The organism is Streptomyces sp. SLBN-118 (assembly GCF_006715635.1).
Taxonomy (GTDB): Bacteria; Actinomycetota; Actinomycetes; order Streptomycetales; family Streptomycetaceae; genus Streptomyces.
Genome location: NZ_VFNP01000001.1, coordinates 670,214 through 690,098 on the forward strand (window position 1 = coordinate 670,214; position 19,885 = coordinate 690,098).

General features: G+C 70.6%; 17 protein-coding genes. 2 read left to right on the forward strand and 15 right to left on the reverse strand.

What is annotated here, in order from left to right; all coding sequences use genetic code 11:
- Positions 1–110: 110 nt before the first annotated feature.
- A complete protein-coding gene (locus tag FBY35_RS03160) occupies positions 111–2,288 on the reverse strand; it encodes an MMPL family transporter (protein ID WP_142212307.1) in 2,178 nt (725 codons plus the stop codon).
- A 309-nt stretch (positions 2,289–2,597) separates the two neighbouring features.
- Between FBY35_RS03160 and FBY35_RS03165 the strand changes: the two genes are divergently transcribed.
- Complete coding sequence (locus tag FBY35_RS03165) at positions 2,598–3,473, forward strand: sigma-70 family RNA polymerase sigma factor (RefSeq protein WP_142212308.1); 876 nt, start codon at positions 2,598–2,600, stop codon at positions 3,471–3,473.
- A 34-nt stretch (positions 3,474–3,507) separates the two neighbouring features.
- On the opposite strand, the gene FBY35_RS03170 is transcribed toward FBY35_RS03165, so the two are convergent.
- The 3 genes from FBY35_RS03170 to FBY35_RS03180 all read right to left on the reverse strand — a co-directional run bounded on the left by FBY35_RS03170 (position 3,508) and on the right by FBY35_RS03180 (position 6,585).
- Positions 3,508–4,161: an EboA domain-containing protein gene (locus tag FBY35_RS03170; protein WP_142212309.1), complete on the reverse strand. Its 654-nt coding sequence runs from the start codon at positions 4,159–4,161 to the stop codon at positions 3,508–3,510.
- Positions 4,161–5,294: an inositol-3-phosphate synthase gene (locus FBY35_RS03175; protein WP_260848658.1), complete on the reverse strand. Its 1,134-nt coding sequence runs from the start codon at positions 5,292–5,294 to the stop codon at positions 4,161–4,163. Before FBY35_RS03175 ends, FBY35_RS03170 begins: the two co-directional genes overlap by 1 nt.
- A gap of 160 nt (positions 5,295–5,454) precedes the next feature.
- The gene (locus tag FBY35_RS03180) at positions 5,455–6,585 is read right to left on the reverse strand and encodes a ScyD/ScyE family protein (RefSeq protein ID WP_160159213.1); all 1,131 of its coding nucleotides are present in this window, start codon (positions 6,583–6,585) and stop codon (positions 5,455–5,457) included.
- A 422-nt stretch (positions 6,586–7,007) separates the two neighbouring features.
- Between FBY35_RS03180 and FBY35_RS03185 the strand changes: the two genes are divergently transcribed.
- A complete protein-coding gene (locus tag FBY35_RS03185; RefSeq protein ID WP_142212312.1) occupies positions 7,008–8,093 on the forward strand; it encodes a methyltransferase in 1,086 nt (361 codons plus the stop codon).
- Positions 8,094–8,178: 85 nt separating this feature from the next.
- Here FBY35_RS03185 and FBY35_RS03190 read toward each other — a convergent pair whose 3' ends face one another.
- The 11 genes from FBY35_RS03190 to FBY35_RS03240 form a co-directional block, all read right to left on the reverse strand.
- Positions 8,179–9,063, reverse strand: a complete 885-nt coding sequence (locus tag FBY35_RS03190; protein WP_222123137.1) for an alpha/beta hydrolase — start codon at positions 9,061–9,063, stop codon at positions 8,179–8,181.
- Between the two features lie 194 nt (positions 9,064–9,257).
- A complete protein-coding gene (locus tag FBY35_RS03195; RefSeq protein WP_142212313.1) occupies positions 9,258–10,784 on the reverse strand; it encodes an FAD-dependent monooxygenase in 1,527 nt (508 codons plus the stop codon).
- Between the two features lie 70 nt (positions 10,785–10,854).
- Positions 10,855–12,354: an FAD-dependent monooxygenase gene (locus FBY35_RS03200; protein WP_142212314.1), complete on the reverse strand. Its 1,500-nt coding sequence runs from the start codon at positions 12,352–12,354 to the stop codon at positions 10,855–10,857.
- Positions 12,355–12,356: 2 nt separating this feature from the next.
- Entirely contained in the window at positions 12,357–13,301 is a 945-nt protein-coding gene (locus FBY35_RS03205; protein WP_142212315.1) for an aromatase/cyclase, read from the reverse strand.
- Positions 13,302–13,333: 32 nt separating this feature from the next.
- On the reverse strand, positions 13,334–14,119 hold the full coding sequence (gene fabG, locus FBY35_RS03210) for a 3-oxoacyl-ACP reductase FabG (protein WP_142212316.1): 786 nt from the start codon (positions 14,117–14,119) through the stop codon (positions 13,334–13,336).
- A gap of 11 nt (positions 14,120–14,130) precedes the next feature.
- A complete protein-coding gene (locus tag FBY35_RS03215) occupies positions 14,131–14,400 on the reverse strand; it encodes an acyl carrier protein (RefSeq protein ID WP_142212317.1) in 270 nt (89 codons plus the stop codon).
- Positions 14,401–14,471: 71 nt separating this feature from the next.
- Complete coding sequence (locus FBY35_RS03220) at positions 14,472–15,722, reverse strand: ketosynthase chain-length factor (RefSeq protein WP_142212318.1); 1,251 nt, start codon at positions 15,720–15,722, stop codon at positions 14,472–14,474.
- Positions 15,719–16,990, reverse strand: coding sequence for a beta-ketoacyl synthase (locus FBY35_RS03225; protein ID WP_142212319.1), 1,272 nt, complete (start codon positions 16,988–16,990; stop codon positions 15,719–15,721). Before FBY35_RS03225 ends, FBY35_RS03220 begins: the two co-directional genes overlap by 4 nt.
- The gene (locus FBY35_RS03230) at positions 16,987–17,316 is read right to left on the reverse strand and encodes a TcmI family type II polyketide cyclase (protein ID WP_142212320.1); all 330 of its coding nucleotides are present in this window, start codon (positions 17,314–17,316) and stop codon (positions 16,987–16,989) included. Before FBY35_RS03230 ends, FBY35_RS03225 begins: the two co-directional genes overlap by 4 nt.
- Before the next feature lie 238 nt (positions 17,317–17,554).
- Positions 17,555–18,250: an antibiotic biosynthesis monooxygenase gene (locus tag FBY35_RS03235; RefSeq protein ID WP_142212321.1), complete on the reverse strand. Its 696-nt coding sequence runs from the start codon at positions 18,248–18,250 to the stop codon at positions 17,555–17,557.
- A 51-nt stretch (positions 18,251–18,301) separates the two neighbouring features.
- Positions 18,302–19,771, reverse strand: coding sequence for an FAD-dependent monooxygenase (locus FBY35_RS03240; protein WP_142212322.1), 1,470 nt, complete (start codon positions 19,769–19,771; stop codon positions 18,302–18,304).
- Positions 19,772–19,885 lie beyond the last annotated feature (114 nt).

Sequence of the window (19,885 nt, forward strand, 5' to 3'; positions counted from 1 at the left end):
CGTCCCCGTAACTCAATGGGATCCCAGCAAGGCCGATCAAGCCAAGGACATGGCGATCGGCGGGCGCGGACTTCACAGAGTCCCGCGCCCGCCTGGGTGTTGCTGTCCGGTCAGCTTCCGACGCGTGCCGGTTCGACGTGCTCGGTGACCGGGAGGTGCGGCTCCGCCTCGGGACGGCCCGGACGCCAGATGCGCGGACCGATCTCCAGGGAGAGTGCGGGGATCAGCAGACTGCGGATCAGGAAGGTGTCCAGCAGCACCCCGACCGCCACAAGGAGCCCCTGCTGCAGGGCCTGCACGGTCGGAATAGCCGCCAGCACGCAGAACGTCGCCGCCAGCACGACACCCGCCGAGGTGATGACGCCTCCGGTCACCCGAAGACCGGTCAGGATGCCCTCGCGGTGACCGCGCAGCTGAACCTCTTCCCGGGCCCGGGTCATCAGGAAGATCGTGTAGTCCACCCCGAGCGCGACCAGGAACAGGAAGCCGAACAGCAGGAGTCCGCGGTCGATGCGCGGGTAGTCCAGCGCGTGGAACAGCAGGGACGCGGCTCCCACGGCCGAGGCGTAGGACAGCACCACGGACACCAGCAGGACCAGGGGCGCGACCAGAGCGCGGAGCAGCACGATCAGCATGATCAGTACGACGCCGAGAATGAGCGGGATCAGCAGCATCTCCTCGTCGGCCTGTGCGGTGGAGGTGTCGAGGGCGACGGCTGTCTGACCGCCGACGACCGCGTCACTCGCTTCCCCAGGACTCTTGTCCAGAGCCGTGCGCATGCTCTTGACGGTGTCCCGGGCGGCCTGGGTGTCGGGTGATGCGCTCAGGACCGTGGTGATGTGCGTCCAGCCGTCCTTGGACCCGGCGGTTGCCGCCGACTCCACGCCGGACACGCCCTCGACGGCCGCTCGTGCCGCGTCCGCGCCGCCGGCCGGGACATAGACGTCCGCCGGGGACGAGGACCCTGCCGGGAAGTGCTCGGCGAGCAGCTGCTGGCCCGCCACGGAGTCGACGGTGCTGGTGAACTGCTCGGCCTGGGTCTGCCCCGTCTGCACGGAGGTGGCCCCGAAGGCAAGGGCCACCAGCACGACAGCGGTGCCGATCCAGATCGGGCGGGGCCTGCGACCCACGGCTCCCGCAACGCGCGCCCACACCGTGCGTCCCTGCTCGGCGCTCGCTTCGTAGCCGGGCGTGTGGCGCGGGACGAACGGCCAGAACACCCACCGGCCCAGGATGACCAGGAGCGCGGGCAGCAGGGACGTCATGGCGAGGAACACCACGGCGACACCGATGGCCACGACCGGACCGAGACCGCGCGTGGAGTTCATGCTGCCGAAGACCAGGCACAGCGTGGCGATGCCGACGGTCACGGCGGAGGCCGCGATCGCGGGCAGCGAGCGCTGTACGGCCACCACCATCGCCTCGTGCCGGTCCTCGTGGCGGTGCAACTCCTCGCGATAGCGGGCGATGAGCAGCAGTGCGTAGTCGGTACCGACCCCGATCGCGAGGACGGCCAGGATGTAGGCGCTCATTCCGTTGACGACGAGCCCCGCGTGCTTGGCGAGCAGATACACCACGCCGCTCGCCACCTGGCTGGCAAGTCCCACCGACAGCAGGGGGATCAGCCACAGGACGGGACTGCGGTAGGTGACCAGCAGAAGCAGTGCGACAACGGCGAGCGCGGCGCCCAGGAGAGCGCCGTCCATACCGGAGTAGACGTCGATGAAGTCGGCGATGTTGCCTGCCTCACCGGCGATCCTGACCTCCAGACCGTCCGGCGCGGCGTTCTTGGTGAGTTTCTTGACCTCGTCCACACCGTCGCCCAGGACGCTGTTGTCGCTCGGTGAGGTCGCCAGCGGCACGCTGAGGAACGCTGCCTTGTTGTCCTTGGACACCAGGGGCTCGGACACCGGGCCGGCGGCGCCCCTCTGCGCCAGGCGGCCCCGGTCGGCGTTGACCTTGGCCAGGTCGGCCTCGGTGAGTCCGCTACCGCGTGCGTAGACGATGACGGCGGTGCTGCTGTCCTTGTCGGCGAAGTGTTCTTCGGCGAGTTTGACCGCCTGCGTCGACTGGGCGTTCGCGGGCAGCCAGGTCTCGGGGTCGTTGTCCTGGACGTCGCCGAGCTTGGCGGCCAGCGATCCGCCCACGCCCATGAGCAGCAGCCAGAGCACGAGGACGACCCACTTGGTGCGTCGGCCCGCCACGAGCGAGGCGTATCGGCTGGAGAAGGTGGATGTGGGGGGCGGCTGCGCGATGGCCGGCTCGGCAGTCGGAGGGTGCGTCGTCATGAATGCTCGCTAAGGGTCGGGAGTCCTGTTACCCAGGGCTCGTTACGAACTCACGGGGGGGGAAGGGACGAAGCGCGCCAGTCCTCTGCCGGTCGTCTTACGCGGCCGCGAGCACTGCCGGCGATCAGTTGCTCGCTCCCGGCTGCACCGCTCGGTCACGTCCGAATCGGTGACAACCGATCGGAAGGGGCCAGTTCTCGTCACATCGGCTGGGTTTCGTTCGTCACTTCTATGACGGACCGCGGCCGGGTGGTGACCGTGGACGCGTTCGTCACTTCTATGACGGACCGCGACGGAGGAATGTGACCGATGAATGAGGGCGAATGGCTGGCCGCGCGGTTCGAGGAGAACCGGCCGCGGCTGAAGGCGGTGGCGTACCGGATGCTCGGCTCCCGCAGTGAAGCCGACGACGCCGTCCAGGAGGCATGGCTGCGGCTCCATCGCTCGGACCCCGACACCGTCGAGAACCTGAGCGGCTGGCTCACCACGGTCGTCGGCCGGGTGTGCCTGGACATGCTGCGCTCGCGCACCTCGCGGCGCGAAGACCCGCTCGACGGGTCCCCGTCCGTTCCGGTCACCGATCACCTGGACGTGGTCGATCCCGAGCAGGAGGTCCTGCTCGCCGATTCGGTCGGCCTGGCGCTGCTGGTGGTCCTGGACACCCTCGACCCCGCGGAGCGCCTCGCGTTCGTCCTGCACGACATGTTCGCGCTGCCCTTCGACGAGATCGCCCCGATCGTCGACCGCACTCCCGCGGCCGCCCGCCAGCTCGCGAGCCGCGCACGGCGCCGGGTACGCGGTGCGGCCCCGCTGCCCGAACCCGATGTGTCCCGCCAGCGGGAGATCGTGGATGCGTTCCTCGCGGCAGCGCGCGGCGGGGAGTTCGACGCGCTGCTGACCGTCCTGGACCCGGACGTCGTCCTGCGCGCCGACTCCGCGGCCGTACGCGCGGGCGCCACCGATCTCGTCCGCGGGGCCTCCGCCGTGGCCGGCACGTTCTCCGGCCGCGCCCAACTGGCCCAGACAGCGCTGGTCGACGGAGCCGTCGGCGCCGTGTGGGCGCCCCGCGGCCGGCCGCTGGTCGTCTTCGGATTCACCATCACGGACGGGAAGATCACCGCCATCGACCTGGTGGCCGAGCCGGAACGGCTGCGCCGTCTCGACCTGGCGTTCCTCAACGACTGAGTCCCCTTGTCAGGACTGCTGCCGTCAGGACCGCTCAGGACTGCTGCCCCGGGCCGTCGGACTGCTCGCCGATCAGGGCCAGCACCCGGTACAGATCACCGGGCACCTCACGTGCCGCCGCGGTGCGTTCTCCCGCGTAGTCGCCGAGCATGCGGGCAAGTTCCCCATCCCCCCGGGCACGCTCGGCGAGGAAGGCGATCGCGTCGACCGGCACGCCGTTGAAGAGGCACTTGAGGACGGCGTGCCGCCAGGCGTGCGGATCGAGGTGCTCGGCTGCGTACGGGCCCACCGCCGCGGCGACCAGCCGGGTGTCGTTGGTACGCAGCGCGTCCTCGACCAGCGGCAGCCCCTGGGCCGGATCGAGGCCGAGATAGGGCAGGGCCCGCAGGACCGCGCGGCGTTCCGCGGCGGATCCCTGGTGATAGAGGCGGGCCACCGCGGGGGCCTTGGTACGGGCAGCGTGCAGCAGCAGGACCCGGATGACGTCCGCGGCGTCCTCTCCGCAGTGGCGGCCGGCCTCGGCGAATCGCAACTCCCAGCTGGGCAGCCCTCGTTGGGCGGGCAGTGCGGGTCGGTGCTTGGCCGACTCCGCGGCGGCCAGTGCGCCTTCGAGCCAGTCACGGGCCGGGGGCGCGAGCCGTTCCTCCGGTTCGGTGTGCAGATCGGCTGTTCCTGCTTCCGCGTACATCAGACGCCCTCCGATTCGTACGACCTGCGAGAACAGGGCGTTCGCTGTGTCTCCCGCAGCCGGTCGGCGAACGACAGCAGAGCCTCGAACTGTTCACCCAGCGCCGCCGGACCCCCGTCCGGATCCTTGAAGTAGAAGCCCAGCTCCGGCAGCGGGCCCGCGAGGCCGACCTCATGCGCGCGGGCCAGGAGCAGGGCCAGGTCAAGGACCAGTGGCGCCGCCAGTGCCGAGTCGCAGCCCTGCCAGATCGTCTGGAGGACCATCCGCGAGCCGAGAAAGCCTTCGAACGCGACGTGGTCCCAGGCCGTCTTCCAGTCGCCGAGCGCCGGGACGTTGTCGATATGGACCTCCCCCTCGGGCACCATGCCGAGGGTGTCGCTGAGAACCCGGTTCTTGCCCGCGTTCTTGGCTGCCGCGGCCCGGGAGTCGGCCAGCGCCGCTCCGTCCCCGCCGCCCAGCAGGTTCGTACCCGACCACGCCCGCACCGTCAGCGCGCGCTGCACGAACATCGGGGCGAGCACGGAACGCAGCAGTGTCTGGCCCGTCTTGCCGTCGCGCCCCGCGTACGGCAGCCCGCAGACGGTGGCCGACGCCGCGAGCGCGGGATGGCGCAGCCCGGCCGAGGGGGTGAAGTTCACATACGGGCAGCCCGCGCGCAGCGCCGCCGCCGCGTACAGCGAGCTCGCCGGAAGGCGGGCATCACCGGCCGCGGTGGCCGGTTCGGTGGAGGCGACGTTCACGACCACCGCCCGGGCCAGTCGGCGGCGGCGTACGAAGTCCGTGATGTCGGCGGTGAAGGCGGCGCTCAGTTCCTCGTCCGTCCGGGCGTCGCCGGGTTGTGGCCCGCCGGGGCGTATCTCCGCGTCCGCGGCGGCCAGTTCACCCCGTACGGCCTCGGCGAGGCCGTACGGCAGCACTCCCCCGTCGGCCAGCTGTTCAGCACGCTTGGGCAGCGGGGCGCTCTGCGTGTCGTGGCCGCCGAAGACCAGTGAGCCGAGCGGCGGAAGTCCCGAGGCGGCGAAGGGCGGTGTCCCGGTGACCATCCCGGTGGGAGGGATCAGGCCGGCGGCCACGGCGGCGCACCCGGCCACGGCCGTGGTGGCGAGTGAACCGCGGGCTCCGAGGAACCACACTCCGGTCCTGGGCCCGGGGCCGGAGGTGTCACAGAGGTCGGGGGTGCAGCGGGCGTCAGGGGTGTCGGGGGTGTCGGCGGGAAGGAACACGGCTGCCTCCTGGGTACGTGGGCGCGGACGGTCCCGCCGGGCGTTGCAGGGCCGGCGGGACCGTCGGGCGTCACGGCGTGATCCGCACCAACTCGCCGTTGGTGCCGACCGACTTGTTGGTCACATAGATCTCGTCGTCGGGCCCGACGCCCAGGCCGGTCGACATCGACAGCTTGTCGCCGGTCGGGACCTCGGTCACTTCCTTGGACCGGGTGTCGACCTTGTGGACCTTGCCGGGCAGCGGACCGGTCTGCGTGTAGCCGCCGGTGAGCGAGAGCGCGACCAGGTTGCCCTTACTGTCCAGGGCGAGGTCGCTGAGCGCGGTCAGGCCGTTGACGAAGACCTCCGGCTTGTGGCCCGGCACGATCTTCCAGATACGGGACGCCCCGGGCTTCAGGGCGCCCATGTCGCAGACGTAGATGGTGCCGTCGCCGGCCACGACGACGCCGCTGGGCACCGCCTGCACGGGCTTCCCGTCGGCACTCCTGCTGTCGGGGAAGACTGTCTCGGTGGAAGGGCGTCCCCAGCCGGGAACCTTCACCAGGTCGTTGCCGCCCGCGTCGGCCACCAGCCAGCCGGTGCGGGTCTGCGCGAAGCGCCAGGCGTTGCTGTGGGCCGTCGTGGGTTCCTGCGGCGTCGGCGCGTGGCCGAGGACCCAGTCGGGGTCGGCCTCGGTCTCGTACTTCACCAGGTCCCCGAGCACCCGGCCGGACCGGGACTGGTAAAGGGTGCCTGCGTACCTGCCGTCCTCGCCGAGCGTGGCCCGGTGCTCGAGATTGCCGCCACCGCCGTTGAGGACGACGAAGGTGCCGCGGGGTCCGGGCGCCACATCGTTCGGGCCGGTGGCGGAGACCGGCTCCTGCGGGCTCTTGGGGCCCATGGCGACCGACTTCAGGCCCGTGACGACGCGGCCGCTGCTCCTGCCGCCGCCGACCCGGTAGACCGAGCCGGTGGCACCGACGCACTCCGTGCCCGCCGCGCAGCCGGGCATGCCGGTGCCCGACTCGGCGACCAGGACCGTGCCGTCCTTCAGGACGGCGATGCCGCGCGGGTTGTTGAGCCCGCTCGCTATGACCTCGTAGCCGGGTGCCGTGTCATTCTGCGCGGCCTGAGCGGCACTCGGCCCCATGGCCGCCGTGACGCCGCCCACGGCCGCGGTCGCCAGGACGGCGCCCGTCCATGACCTGCCCAATCTCGACATCTCTCTCCCTCGTCGTGAGCCTGCCCCCTGTCGTGGGAGCGGTTGGAAACCCGCGTCACGATAGGCATGCATTTCACGCCGGTCCTGTGTGTCCAATCGCCGCCGATCAGTGGTGCATTGTGGTTCGCCGGGCTCATGACCAGCGTCTTGGCGCTATTACGGGTGGGTCGGCAGGGTGTTCAACTGCGGTGATTCCGCGCTTGAACACCGACTGTGGCCCCAGGAGTTCTCGAGAATACGAGCCGCTTCCCTGAGCAGTTGTCCGGCTCTGCGCGGCAGCTCTACAGTCGGCCGGGCGAAGCCCATGGTTTTCCGAAAATCGATGTATCCCGTACAGCCGCCGGAATACGCGGAATGCGATGAACACGCGCCGCCACAGGGGAAAGTCCGCCACAGCTGAGCCACCGCCACGGAGGAAACTCATGCCCGCTCTGCCACCCGCCCGCGTCGTCCGCACCGTCGAAGGTGTCCGAGCGCGCCTGCAGCACCTGACCCGCAAGCTGGCGCCCGCTCCCTTCGCCCTGCTCGAGCTGGCCCAGGGCTCCATGGTCACCCAGGCGATCTACGTCGCCGCCGAACTCCGCGTGGCCGACGCGCTGGAGGACGGGCCGCTCACGGTGCAGGAGCTCGCGCGCGAGGTCGACGCCGACCCCGAAGCGCTCTGCCGTCTGCTGCGCCTTCTGGCCGGCTACTCGATATTCGCGGAGCAGGCGGACGGCCGGTTCGGGCTGACGCCGATGGCCGACGCGTTGCGCGAGAACGCGCCGATTTCGATGCGCGCCATCGCCGTCCTCATGGGCCACCCCACCCACTGGGAGGACTGGAGCCATCTGCTGGATTCCGTGCGCACGGGCGAGCCGAGCATGCCGAAGCTGCGCGGCATGGGCGCATTCGAATATCTGGAGGCGAATCCCGCATACGGCAAGGTGTTCATCGGCGGGATGGGCGCCATGTCGGACACCGAAACGCTGCCGATTGTCGCGGCGTACGACTTCTCGCGGTTCGGGACGATCGTCGACTTCTGCGGCGGCCGCGGCACCCTGCTCGCGGGGATTCTGCAGCGCGCGGCCCAGGCGCGCGGAATCCTCTACGACCCCCGTGTGGACACCAACGGCGCCGCGGACTTCCTCAAGGAGGAAGGCGTCGCCGACCGGTGCACGACAGTGGACGGGGGCCTGTTCGACGCGCCTCCCGCGGGCCACGACGCGTACATCCTCAAGCACATCGTGCACGACTGGCCCCGGTCCCAGGCGCTGGAGATCCTCAAGAACGTGCGGGAGGCGATCAGTGAGGACGGCCGGCTGCTTCTCATGGAGATGGTGCCTCCGTCCTCGGGGAACGCGCCGCACGCGGCGAAGCTCGTGGACCTGTGGCTGATGCTGCTCGTCGGAGGCAGGGAGCGCACCCAGGAGCAGTACGCCGAACTGCTCGCCGCCGCGGGGTTCCGGCTGGAGCGGGTGGTGCAGACCGCGGCGGCGATCTCGATAGTCGAGGCGCGGCCCTGCTGATCCGGCGGGGCGGCCGGTGAGGCCGCCCGGATGACGTGCGTGGCCCAGGACCGATTCGGTCCTGGGCCACGAGCCACGAGCGTCGTCACCTGACTGTGAGGCAGTCCTCCAGGAACGCCAGGGCTCGCAAATGGTAGGCGCGAGCTGCCCAGCCCAGGCTGATGTTGTGGCCGGCGTCCGGCTGCCGGTCGATCTGGACCCGGGGGGCGCCGCTCAGCCGGGCCCTCAGGTCGGCCAGGTCCTCATCGCCGTGGTGCCACCAGCGCTCGTGCTCCGCGAACGTCAGCCGGACCGGTACACGGACGCGGGGCGCGATGTCGGGGAAGAGCTCGGGCCAGCGGCCGAGTTCCGAGGCTTCGCGCAGCGGCATCGGGGCCACCACCGTGGCGCAGAAACGGAAGGTGTCCGGCGGATACAGGCGCAGCGGCCCCCAGTGCCGCCGGGTGTCCTTGCCGTCGCCGTTCGCGGCGGGAACGGCGGCATAGCGGTGGCCGCAGCCCGAGATGTCCAGGCCAAGGAGCCGCGGTGTCTCTGCCGGGTCCGCGGCGGTGCACAGTGCGAGCTTCCCGCCGAAGGAGTGGGCGAGCAGGAACAGTCCCGCGCCGGTCGGATACCGGGAGGCGAAGTCGGCGAGTGCCGCACGCAGCAGCCCCGTCTGCCCGGCCAGTGTCTGTCCCTCGGGCAGATCCACCGCGGACTGCCCGTAGCCGGGGCGGTCCACGGCCAGAACCGTGTAACCGAGGCTCGCGCCGAGGAGGAGCAAGGACTGGTCGGGGTGGGCCGTGCCGTCGAAGTAGCCTGCGGTCATGCCGCCGCCGTGGATGGCGACCACGACCGCGCGCGGGGCCGTGTGCTCCGGCTCGATCACCAGCGCGGACAGGGGGATGCCCGCCGCGTCCAGGGTGATCCGGCGTACCGGTCTGGACGCGGCGGGCGGGGGCTGAGCGGTCTCGGGCCCCGCGGTGGCCACGGCGGGCGGGGGCTGAGCGGCCCCGGGCCCCGCGGTGGCCACAGCGGGCGGAGGCCCTGCCGACGGCTCAACCGCCGACGGCGACCCGGCCAGGGATGCGCCGATCAGGGGGATCCCGGCCAGCGGAGTCCCGTTCAGCGGATCCGACAGTGCGCTGCCCATCAGCGTCCCCCACAGGCCGGGCCATTCCTGGATCATGCGCCGGACCCGTCCCGCGTGCCCGGACCGAACCACCGCTGCAAGGCTTTGGCCAGGCCGTCCAACTCGTCCCCGGCCCAGGCCACATGGCCGTCCGGCCGGATGAGCAGCGCGGCCGTGCCGGTCAGCGGGTCGGCTCCTTCGACCGGCTTGGGCACGGCGGTGATGACGCTCACGCGGTCGTTCCTGCCGGCTGCCACCTGCCGGATGCGGGCGTCGTCGCCGAGGTCGAGCAGCACACCACGCGCCGGGTGGAGCAGCTCGGTGGTGCTCATCTCGCCGTCCTGGCCGATCAGCTGACGGCGCGGAAGGCGGCGGCCCAGGAGCGGGTGGTCGCCGTCGCCGATCTCGTACCGGATGTCGAGGCCGCTGACGATGCCGGCCAGATGCCGTTTCACGTCGTCGTACTCGATGAGCTCCGAGAACAGTTCGCGCAGCGGGTCCGACTCCGGGCCGCCGAGGAAGACCATGCCCTGGGCGCGGGTGTTCATCAGCAGGCGACTGCCCGCCGGGTGCCGTTCGCCGTGGTACGTGTCCAGCAGACCGGCCGGTGCGCCGCCCCTGATGACGGCGGCCAGCTTCCAGCCGAGGTTGGCCGCGTCCTGGACCCCGCAGCTCAGCCCCTGCCCGCCGGCCGGGAGGTGGATATGAGCCGCGTCCCCGGCGAGCAGGACCCGGCCGCGGCGGTACTCGGACGCCTGGCGGGAGGCGTCGGTGAAGTAGCTCACCCATTCGGCCCCGCCGCCGTGGATGTCCTCGCCAGTGATGTGCTGCCAGGCGTCGGCGACTTCGGTGAAGGTCACCGGCATCTCGTCACGGCCGCGCGCCGGGGTGCCGTTCGGACAGACGATGATGCGGTCCACGCCCTCGGCCAGGGGAGCCGCCATCACCATGCCGTTCGGCAGGCGTTCGCCGAGGAAGCGAGGGCGCAGCTCGCAGCCGGTCACATCGGCGAGAAACATCGCGCGCGTCGCCGATGTGCCCGGGAAGTCGAAGCCGGCGGCCTTGCGTACGTTGCTGTGTCCGCCGTCGCACCCCACGAGGTAGGCGGCGCGCAGTTGCCTGACCCCTCCCGGGGTCTGCACGGTGACCGTGACGCCGTCGCCTTCGCTGTCCAGGAAGCCGTCGGCGAGTTCGAGGAACTGCCAGCCGCGGCGGATGTCCGCGCCCAGCGCGCGGGCCCACTCCTCGAGTACGGCCTCGGTCTGGCTCTGCGGGATTCCCCGGGCTCCGAAGTGGCCGCCCTCCAGGGTGGTGTAGTCGAACTGGACCCCGCCGAAGTGGCCCATCGGGCTGATCTCCAGCGTCTCGCCCTGGCCGAACCGGGGCAGGATCCCGCGCTGGTCGAACACCTCCATGGCCCGGGCGGTGAAGCCCAGGCCCCGTGACTGGCCGGTGGGGCGGGCCAGCTGCTCGGTGACGATGACGCGTGCCCCGCCCAGACGCAGCTCGGCGGCGAGCATCAGTCCGGTCGGACCGGCGCCGACGACGATGACATCGGTGTCCACGGCTGTCCCTTCCATGGTTGTCCTTTCCTCGAGATGGACTTGTGGTGCCGCGGGGGTGGGGGGTTGAGGGCGGGGCGTCGGGGGCTCAGCGCGGCGGGCCGAACCAGCGTTCCAGCGCCTGGCGCAGTCCGGCTGTCCCGGTTCCTGTTCCTGGTCCTGCCCAGGCGACATGGCCGTCCGGCCGCACCAGGACACAGCCTGTGCCGTCCAGAGCGCTGCCCGCTCGTGGGAGCGCCGCCAGCAGGCTGACCCGTTCGGACCAGCCGCTGTACGGGCGCAGCGGTGCTCCGGTGCCGCCGCTCAGATCGATGAGTATGCCCCGGCCGGGGTGCAACAGCTGGGAGGTGGTGAGGTGTCCTTCACCCGAGAGCAGGACGGAGTGCGGCAGCCGGGCGCCGAGCAGCGGATGGCCGCCCGGCCCGGCGTCATAGCGGATGTCCAGGCCGCTGATCATGCCGGCGAGGTGCTCGCGCACGGGGGTGTACGCGATGAGCTCCGCCAGGACGGTGCGTACCGGCTCGACTTCCCTCCCGCCGAGCAGCAGCCGCGCCTGCGCCTCGATGTTGGCCAGGACCCGCCGGCCGACGGCGTGCCGCTCCTGGTGATAGGTGTCGAGCATGCCGTCTCCGGCACGGCCGGCCACCGTCGCTGCCAGTTTCCAGCCCAGGTTGAAGGCGTCCTGCAGGCCGAGGTTGAGGGCCTGGCCACCGATGGGCATCTGGCGGTGGGCCGCGTCCCCGGCGAACAGGATCCGGCCGTGGCGGTAGCTGACGAGCTGGCGGTTGGCGTCGCCGAAGGAGTTGACCCACAGCGGCTTTCCGCCGCTGATGTCCTCTCCGGTGACCCGCTTCCAGATGGTGGCGATCTCATCGAACTGTGCTTCTTCGGCGCGCGGCCGCGCGCTGCTGCCGAACTCGTGCACCATCACGCGGGTCACGCCGTCGTTGCGGCGGGCCGCGACGGCCAGGCCCTGCGGCAGCCGGTTGAAGCGCCGGTCGGGGACGCCGATTCCCTCCACGTCGGCGCGCAGCAGTTCGCGGCGGGCGTCGTGGCCCGGGAAGTCGGCGCCGATGAGCCGGCGGACCGTACTGTCCTCGCCGTCACAGGCGACGAGGTACTGGCCGCGTACCTGCACGATGCCGTCGCGGCCCGCGGCTTCGGCCTGCACGTACTGCCCCTCCCCCGCCCCCACCCGGGACTGCGTGAGGGCGCGCAGCTCGTGACCGCAGCGGATGTCGGCGCCCAGCGAGAGCGCCCACTCTTCGAGGACCGCTTCGGTTCTTGTCTGCGGGACCTTCCACTGGCCCGGGTAGGGGCTCGGCAGGGTGAGGTCGAGCGGGATGCCGCCGAAATGGCCGCGTGTCTCGTTCGGCGGTGTGCCGAAGTGGATGAGGAGGCCGCGGCTGTCGAGGATCTCCATGGTGCGGGCGTGCAGGGTCGAGGCCCTCGACTCGTCCGTGTGGACGTGCCGCTTCTCCAGGACGACCACGTCGAGGCCGCCCAGTCTCAGCTCACCGGCGAGCATGAGCCCGACGGGGCCGGCGCCGACAACGACGACCTGAGTGTCCAGGCGGTCCGCGGCCACGGTCAGCTCTTCTGTTCGGCGTAGTTCTTGGCGTGGTCCAGGGTGGCGCGGCTGTTCGTACTGAGCGCCGTGTGGACGTATGCGCGGGCGTCGGCGACGGTGGCGTCGGGGCCGAGGATCTTCGCGATGTTGGCGGTGTTGAGGGTGACGGTGTGCTGTGAGGAGGCTTCGGTGCCGCCGCCGGAGATCTCCTCGACGGTCCAGACCCCGGTGTGCAGGGTCATCAGCGCGGGCAGCGTGACCTGCTTGTAGGCGATCTTTTGGTGCGGGAAGGTCACCCGGTACGACTTGGTGGTGTGCACCGAGCCGTCCTTGGCGCGGGTGTCCATCTCGAGGGTCTGCAGGCCGGGAGTCTCCTCCGTGAGCCGTACGGTGGCCACATGGGGCAGCCGGTCGGACCACAGGTCCGCCTCGTTGATGAAGTCGAACACCTCCTTGGCGGCGCCGGCGATGCGCACCGTGTCGGTGAAGGAGAAGGTCACCTCCTCGGCGGCGTGGGCCAGTTCGACGTTCTCCTTGAGGGCCGCCAGCTCGGCGGTGCTGTTCTTGTCGACGGCCCGCTCGATCCAGAGCAGGTCGTGCGCGTCGTCGTCGACGGCCCGGTAGTCGTGCAGCAGCCGGACCCGGGACTCCCGCTCACCGAGCGGCTCGATGATCCAGGTGCCGCCCATCTCGGCGACCGGCGGCGCGGTGATCTCCTGCCGGAAGGTGATGCGCAGGGCATCGGGATCGAGGGTGCGGCGTGATGTCCAGTTCTTCGCCTCGCCGTTGGCGGTCGCCCAGATGCGGATACGCTCACGGGTGCCGTCCGCGTCCGCCTCCAGCTGGTCGACGTGGATCGTCGGCGGGAAGATGCGCGGCCAGTTGGTGACTTCCGCCAGCAGCCGGTAGACCTCCGCCGCCGGGGCGCCGACCGTGATCTCGTGTTCTACTTCACGGGTCGTCATGACCACTCCTCCTTCACATGCGTGGACTGGGGTCAGAAGTTGCCGAGGCCGCCGCAGACGTTGAATGCCTGCGCGGTGATGGAGGCGGCCGTGTCCGATGCGAGATAGCCGACGAGTCCGGCGACCTCTTCGGGGGTGGAGTAGCGGCCGAGGGGGATCTTCGCCTGGAACTTCTCGAGGATCGCCGCCTCCGAGGTGTCGTACGCGGCGGCGTAGCCCTGCCGCACCCGCTGGGCCATGGGTGTCTCGACATAGCCGGGGCACACGGCGTTGACCGTGATGCCGGTGGGCGCCAGCTCGTTGCCGAGTGCCTTGGTGAAGCCGACCACACCGTGCTTGGACGCCGAGTACGGCGCGCCGAGCACGACGCCCTGCTTGCCCGCGGTGGAGGCGATGTTGATGATCCTGCCGCGGTCCTTGTGCCGCATGGCGCCGGTGTTGAGCACCGCCTTGGTGAGCCGGAAGACGCTGTTGAGGTTGGTGTCGATCACGTCGTCCCACAGCTCGTCGGCGATGTCGGCGGTCACTCCGCCGCCCGACCGGCCGGCGTTGTTGACCAGTACGTCGATCGGGCCGAAGCGGTCGACGGCGGCCTGGACGAACGCCGCCACGGCCTCTCCGTCGGTCACGTCGACGACCGAGCCGTCGACGTCGAGCCCTTCGGCCTGCAGCTCCTTGACCGTGGCGGTGATGTTCTCGGCGTTGCGCGCGCCGATGTACACCCGGTGGCCCTGCGTGGCCAGCAGCCTGGCCGTCGCGAGACCGATCCCGCTGGTCGCGCCCGTCACCAGGGCGACGCGTGCCGTGTTCTGTGTCATGTCGGTTCCCCTCAGGCTGCCTGGACGGGCACCAGCTGCGCGTTGACGGCGTCGATGAGGGCGCGCGGGGTCCCCGCGTCGGCGACATCGTCGTCGTCGAGCGATATCCCGTACTCCCGCTCGATGAAGCCCCCGGTCTCCAGGAGCGCCAGCGACTCGTAGCCGAGAACGGCGAAGGGCGTGTCCAGGATGTCGCCGTCCAGGTCGACGCCCTCGTCCGCGCCGGCGGCCTGGAGCAGGATGCGCTTGAGGTCGTCGATGGTGAAAAGCTTGGTGGCCATGTGAATCCCTTCATCGATACGGCAAGTGGTGGTGGGTGCGCCCCGGTGGTGCGAGGCGGTTTTCTCAGGGGTCACGCGGTGCTGCCGGGAGCGCGCACGACCATGGCGGAGTTGAATCCGCCGTGGCCCCGGGCAAGCACCAGCGCGGTCCGCACGTCGGCGGGGCGCGGCTGGGACAGGACCAGGTCCAGGACGTACTCGGGGCAGGGGTCGATGTGCACGGTGGGCGGGATGACGCCTTCCTCAATGGCGAGGAAGGCGGTCGCCAGGTCGAGCGGGGCCGCGCCCGAGTACAGGCGTCCGGTCATCGTCTTGGGTGCCGTGACGGGGACCCCGCGGACACCGAAGACCGCGGTGATCGCCTCGGCCTCGATACGGTCGAGTGCGGGGACGCCCGCGCCGTCGGCGAAGACCACGTCCACGTCGCCGGGGGCGATGTCCGCGTCGGCGAGAGCGATGTCGATGGCCTTGCGCAGGCCCGGCTCGCGTCCGGGTCCGTGCTCCTCGCTGGGCCGGCCCATGCTCGGCCTGGGGTCGATGGTCGCCCCGTAGCCGGAGATCTCGCCGTAGACGCGGGTACCCCGGGCCCTGGCGGACTCGGCGTCCTCGAGGATGAGGATCGCGCCTCCCTCACCCGGCACATATCCGCGCGCGTCGCGGTCGAAGGGCAGGTACGCCCTCGTCGGTTCGTCGCTCGTGCTGAGCTTGCCGCCGGCGAGCTGAGCCACCCAGCCCCAGGGGCAGAGCGACGCGTCGACGGCGCCGGACACGACCAGGCTGGTCCCCTTGCGGATCTGCCGGCGGGCGTGGGCCACAGCGTCCAGGCCGCCGGCCTGGTCGCTGACGACGACGCCGCTGGGGCCCTTGATGCCGTTACGGATGGATATCTGGCCGCTGTTGACGGCGTAGAACCAGGCGAATGACTGGTACGCGGAAACGAACTGGCTGCCCTGGCTCCACAGTTTCTGCAACTCGCCCTGGCCGAAAGCGAAACCGCCCGACGCGCTAGCGGTGACGACGCCCATGTCGAACTCGGGAAGGTCCTCCGGCCGTACCCCGGCATCCGCGAGCGCCCAGTCGGCGGCCACCAGCGCGATCCGCGTCATGCGGTCGGTCTGCGGGATGAGGCGGCTGGGCAGATACTGCTCCGCCTCGAAGCCGGGGATCTCCCCGGCCAGCCGGGACGGGTAGCCGGACGGGTCGAAGCGGGTGATGCGGCCGATGCCGCTCTTGCCGCTCAGGGTCGCCGCCCAGTAGTCCTGTGCGCCGAGCCCGTTGGGAGAGGCGATGCCCAGGCCGGTGACCACTACCGACGAGGTCATATCAGGCTCCTTTCGTGACTGGCGAGAACCATGGCGCTCTGGAATCCGCCGAAGCCGCTGCCGACGGTGAGGACCGCGTCGACGAGCTGGTCGCGCGCGGTGAGGGGTACGTAGTCGAGGTCGCACTCCGGGTCGGGGGTGTGCAGATTGGCCGTCGGCGGCACGACGTCGTACTCCATCGCCAGCGCGGAGGCGGCGATCTCGATGGAGCCGATGGCGCCCAGCGAGTGCCCGACCATGGACTTGATGGAGCTGACGGGGGTGCGGTAGGCGTGGTCGCCGAGGCTCTTCTTGAACGCCGCGGTCTCGTGCCGGTCGTTCTGCTTGGTGCCTGAGCCGTGGGCGTTGATGTAGTCGATCGCGTCGGCGTTCATCCGCGCCTCGTCGAGCGCGACCCGGATCGCCTCTGCCATCTCCGCGCCGTCCGGGCGCAGTCCGGTCATGTGGTACGCGTTGCTGCGGGTGGCGTAGCCCGCGATCTCCGCGTAGATGTGGGCGCCGCGCTTGCGAGCGCTTTCCAGCTCCTCCAGGACGAAGAAGGCGCTGCCCTCTCCGAGTACGAACCCGTTACGGGTGCCGTCGAAGGGACGTGAGGCGCGCTGCGGGTCGTCGTAGCGCGGGGTCGTGGCCTTGATGGCGTCGAAGCAGGCCATGGTGATCGGCGAGATCGGGGCGTCGGACGCGCCAGCGATCATGATGTCGACGGAGCCTTCCCGCAGCAGCTCGACGCCGTAGCCGACCGCATCGATGCCGGAGGTGCAGCCCGTGGAGACGACGGTGCTCGGCCCCTGCGCGCCGACGGCCCAGGCGACCTCGGCCGCGAACGAGCTGGGCACCAGGTGGTTGTAGAGGTGCGGGGCCGCGTACCGGTGGTCCACGAGATCCAGCCGGCCACCGTCGCTGACGACCCGGTACTCCTCGTCGAGCCCCATCGTGGCGCCCACGGCGCTGCCCACGGTGACGCCGATGCGGTACGGGTCGAGGCCGCCGACGTCGATACCGCTGTCCTCGACCGCGCCGCGCGAGGCGACCACGGCGAACTGCGCGGCCCGGTCCATGCGCCGGACCTCCTGCGGGCTCAGCCCGTGGCCGTAGGGGCAGAAGTCGATCTCGGCGGCCACCCGGGAGCGGAACGGGGCGGGGTCGAAGAAGGTGATCCCGCGGGTCGCGGTTCGTCCGTCGCTCAGCAGGTCCCAGAAGCTCTTGGCCCCCACCCCGCCTGGGGCGATGACCTCCAGACCGGTGATGACCACCCTGCGCCCGCTCACGCCGAGGCCTTCCAGGTGTAGAAGCGGGTGGCCATGGCGTCGGACGGCGAGCGCCAGGTGGCCGGGTCGTACGCCTCGATGAACGGCTTCAGGTCATCGCTGATCCCGACGAAGCGGGGATCGGTCTTGGCCTGTTCGATGAGCTCGCCGCCGTTGTCCTCGTCGAAGTCCTGCAGGTGGAAGTACAGGCCCCGGTAGGAGAACAGCTGGCGGCGGCGTGTTCCCATGAGCCGGGGCATGTCCGTCGCGTCGAAGTCGGCAAACAGCCTGGCCACCTCAGCGCTGGAACCGGGTGCCATCCGGGCGACGATCAGCGTGCTGTTCATACGTGTTCGCTCCTTGGCGGTCGCGGTTTGAGCTCGCAGGGCCGACGGTGAGGCCTCGCGATCGTGCCCGGCACGGGGGAAGCCAGAATTCCGGCAGAGTGGGAATGGCTTGATCTATCGGCGGCACCGGCCGGGCGCATCAGGACGCCCGGCTCGCCGACGGAGCCGGGCGTCCTGTCGCTTCGGGCGTGCCGTACCTGGGGCGTGTCCTGGAACACTCCCTAGGTGTTCGGGTGTGTCACTGGCCGGCCGAGCGTGTGTGGACGACGCGGTAGGTGTTCCAGTCACTGCTCGTCGCCAGGGCCTCGACGCGGGCCTGCGACTTCTGCCGGGCCGGGGACTGCTCGCTGCGCGGTACGGCGCGGAAGGCGTCGTAGGAGTCCTTGTCGGCCCACTGGGAGTAGACGACGACGAAGGAGCCCTCCAGGCCCCGGGCGGCCAGACCGCGCAGGACGCTGTGGGATCGGTAGCCCGGGACGTCGAGCAGCCAGTCCTGGGACGGGCCCAGGGCGTCGACCAGGTCGCCCTGGTCGCCCTCGGCGACCCCGAAGACCTCGATCACGGTGAGGTCGTCGCGGGTGGGCGAGATCTCGATCGCCTCGCCTGCGGACGGGTGGCGCTGGGTGAACGCGATCTCGTTCTGGAGCAGCCGGATCGACGTGGTGATCTCGCCGAAGACGGGGAGCGTGCGGTGCTTGAACTCCTCGCCGGCGTACCGCGCCTGAAGGTCCTCCCCGCTGCGCCACTGGATGAAGTTCGCGGTGCCCGGCTTGTCCTGGCCGGCGTGCACGGTACTGGAGATCCAGCCCTCGTACGTCGCGGCGTCGACGATCTTCCGCATCTCCGCCAGGAGCTTGTCCTGCTTCTCGGGGGCGTCGGTCGTGAACAGGTTGAGGACGGTCAGATGCTGGTCCTCGGTGGAGATGATGGGCATTTCTTCCTTCGCTTCCTTGAGGTGGCGGATATGAGAGCCGTCGTTCCCGGCTCAGTCGGGCAGGCCGAACCAGCGGCCGAGCGCGTCGGCCAGACCGTCGGTGCGTGAGCCGGAGGGTGAGGCCCAGGCGACATAGCCGTCGGGGCGCACGAGGATTCCGTCCATCGGGGCGTCGCAGTCGGGGTCGTCGGCGGTGACCCTGTCGACCCGGCCGGCCCATCCGGCGGCGATGTCGCGCAGCTGCGGGTCGCCCTTCAGGTCGAGCAGTACGCCGCGTCCTGAGTGCAGAAGCTCCGAACTGCTGGTCTTCCTGCCGCCGATGACCACGTCCTTGTCCGGGAGGCGCCGTCCCAGCAGCGGGTGGTCGCCGGGGCCGACGTCATGGCGGATGTCGAGGCCGGTGACCATGCCGACGAGGTGACGCTGGACCGACCCGTGCTGCGTCAGCTCGGCGAGGACCCCGAGCAGCGGCGTCATCTCGTCCCCGCTCAGGTAGAGGATGCGCTGGGCAAGGGTGTTGGCCAGGATGCGGGCGCCGACCGGGTGGCGCTCGCTGTGGTACGTGTCGAGCAGACCGTGGGGCGCCTTGCCCTGGATGTCCAGGGCAAGCTTCCAGCCGAGGTTGACGGCGTCCTGCACGCCCGCGCTCATTCCCTGGGCCCCGATGGGCAGGTGGATGTGCGCCGCGTCGCCGGCCAGGAAGACGCGGCCGCGCCGGTACTCGGCGGCCTGACGGCTGATGTCGGTGGTGGAGCTGACCCACAGCGGCGTGGCGCCGCTGATGTCTTCGCCCGACAGCCGCTGGAAGGCGGCGGACACCTCCTCGAAGGTGATCGGCTCGGGGCTGGTGCGCAGCGGTTCGTCCCGGTCGAAGTAGATGATCCTGCTGCGGTCGGGGCCGATCGGCAGCACCATCACCATGCCGCCCGGCACGCGTTCGCCACTGAAACGCGGCCGCAGCGGGACGCCCGCGACGTCGGCGAAGCGCAGCTCGACGGCGGGGTCGGTGCCGGGAAAGTCGATTCCGGCCAGTCGGCGCACGGTGCTGCGCGCGCCGTCGCAGCCCACCACGTACCGGGCGCGCAGCGCACTGGTGCCCTCGGGCCCGCTGAGCTGCACGCTCACGCCGTCGTCGTCCGCGTCGAGGCCGCAGACCTCCAGCGACCGGCGTATCTCCACGCCCTGTTCGACTGCCCAGGCGCCCAGCATGGCCTCGGTACGCGACTGGGGAATTCCGCGGGCTCCGTACGAACCTCCGCCGATCACACGGTAGTCGAGAGGAATGCCCCCGAAATGACCGGCCGGAATAACGTCGACGTCGCCCAGACGGGACAGCAGGCCCCGCTGATTGAATTCCTCGACGGTACGCGCCGAGAAACCAAGAGCCCGCGATTCCTTGATGGGTTCGGCAAGCCGCTCGACGACTGTGGCCGAGACTCCCTTGAGACCCAGCTCGCCCGCGAGCATGAGTCCGGTGGGTCCGGCCCCTACAATGATCACGTCCGCGTCAAAGGTGTCCATCTGCCCTCTTCCAACTGGTGTTTCTCGAGTATTGCGAGGGGCGCCCGGGCCGTAAATAGCCGCCGGGACAGGCCTTTTACACGCCAGTACAGATGTCTGCGGTGAATGTCAGAT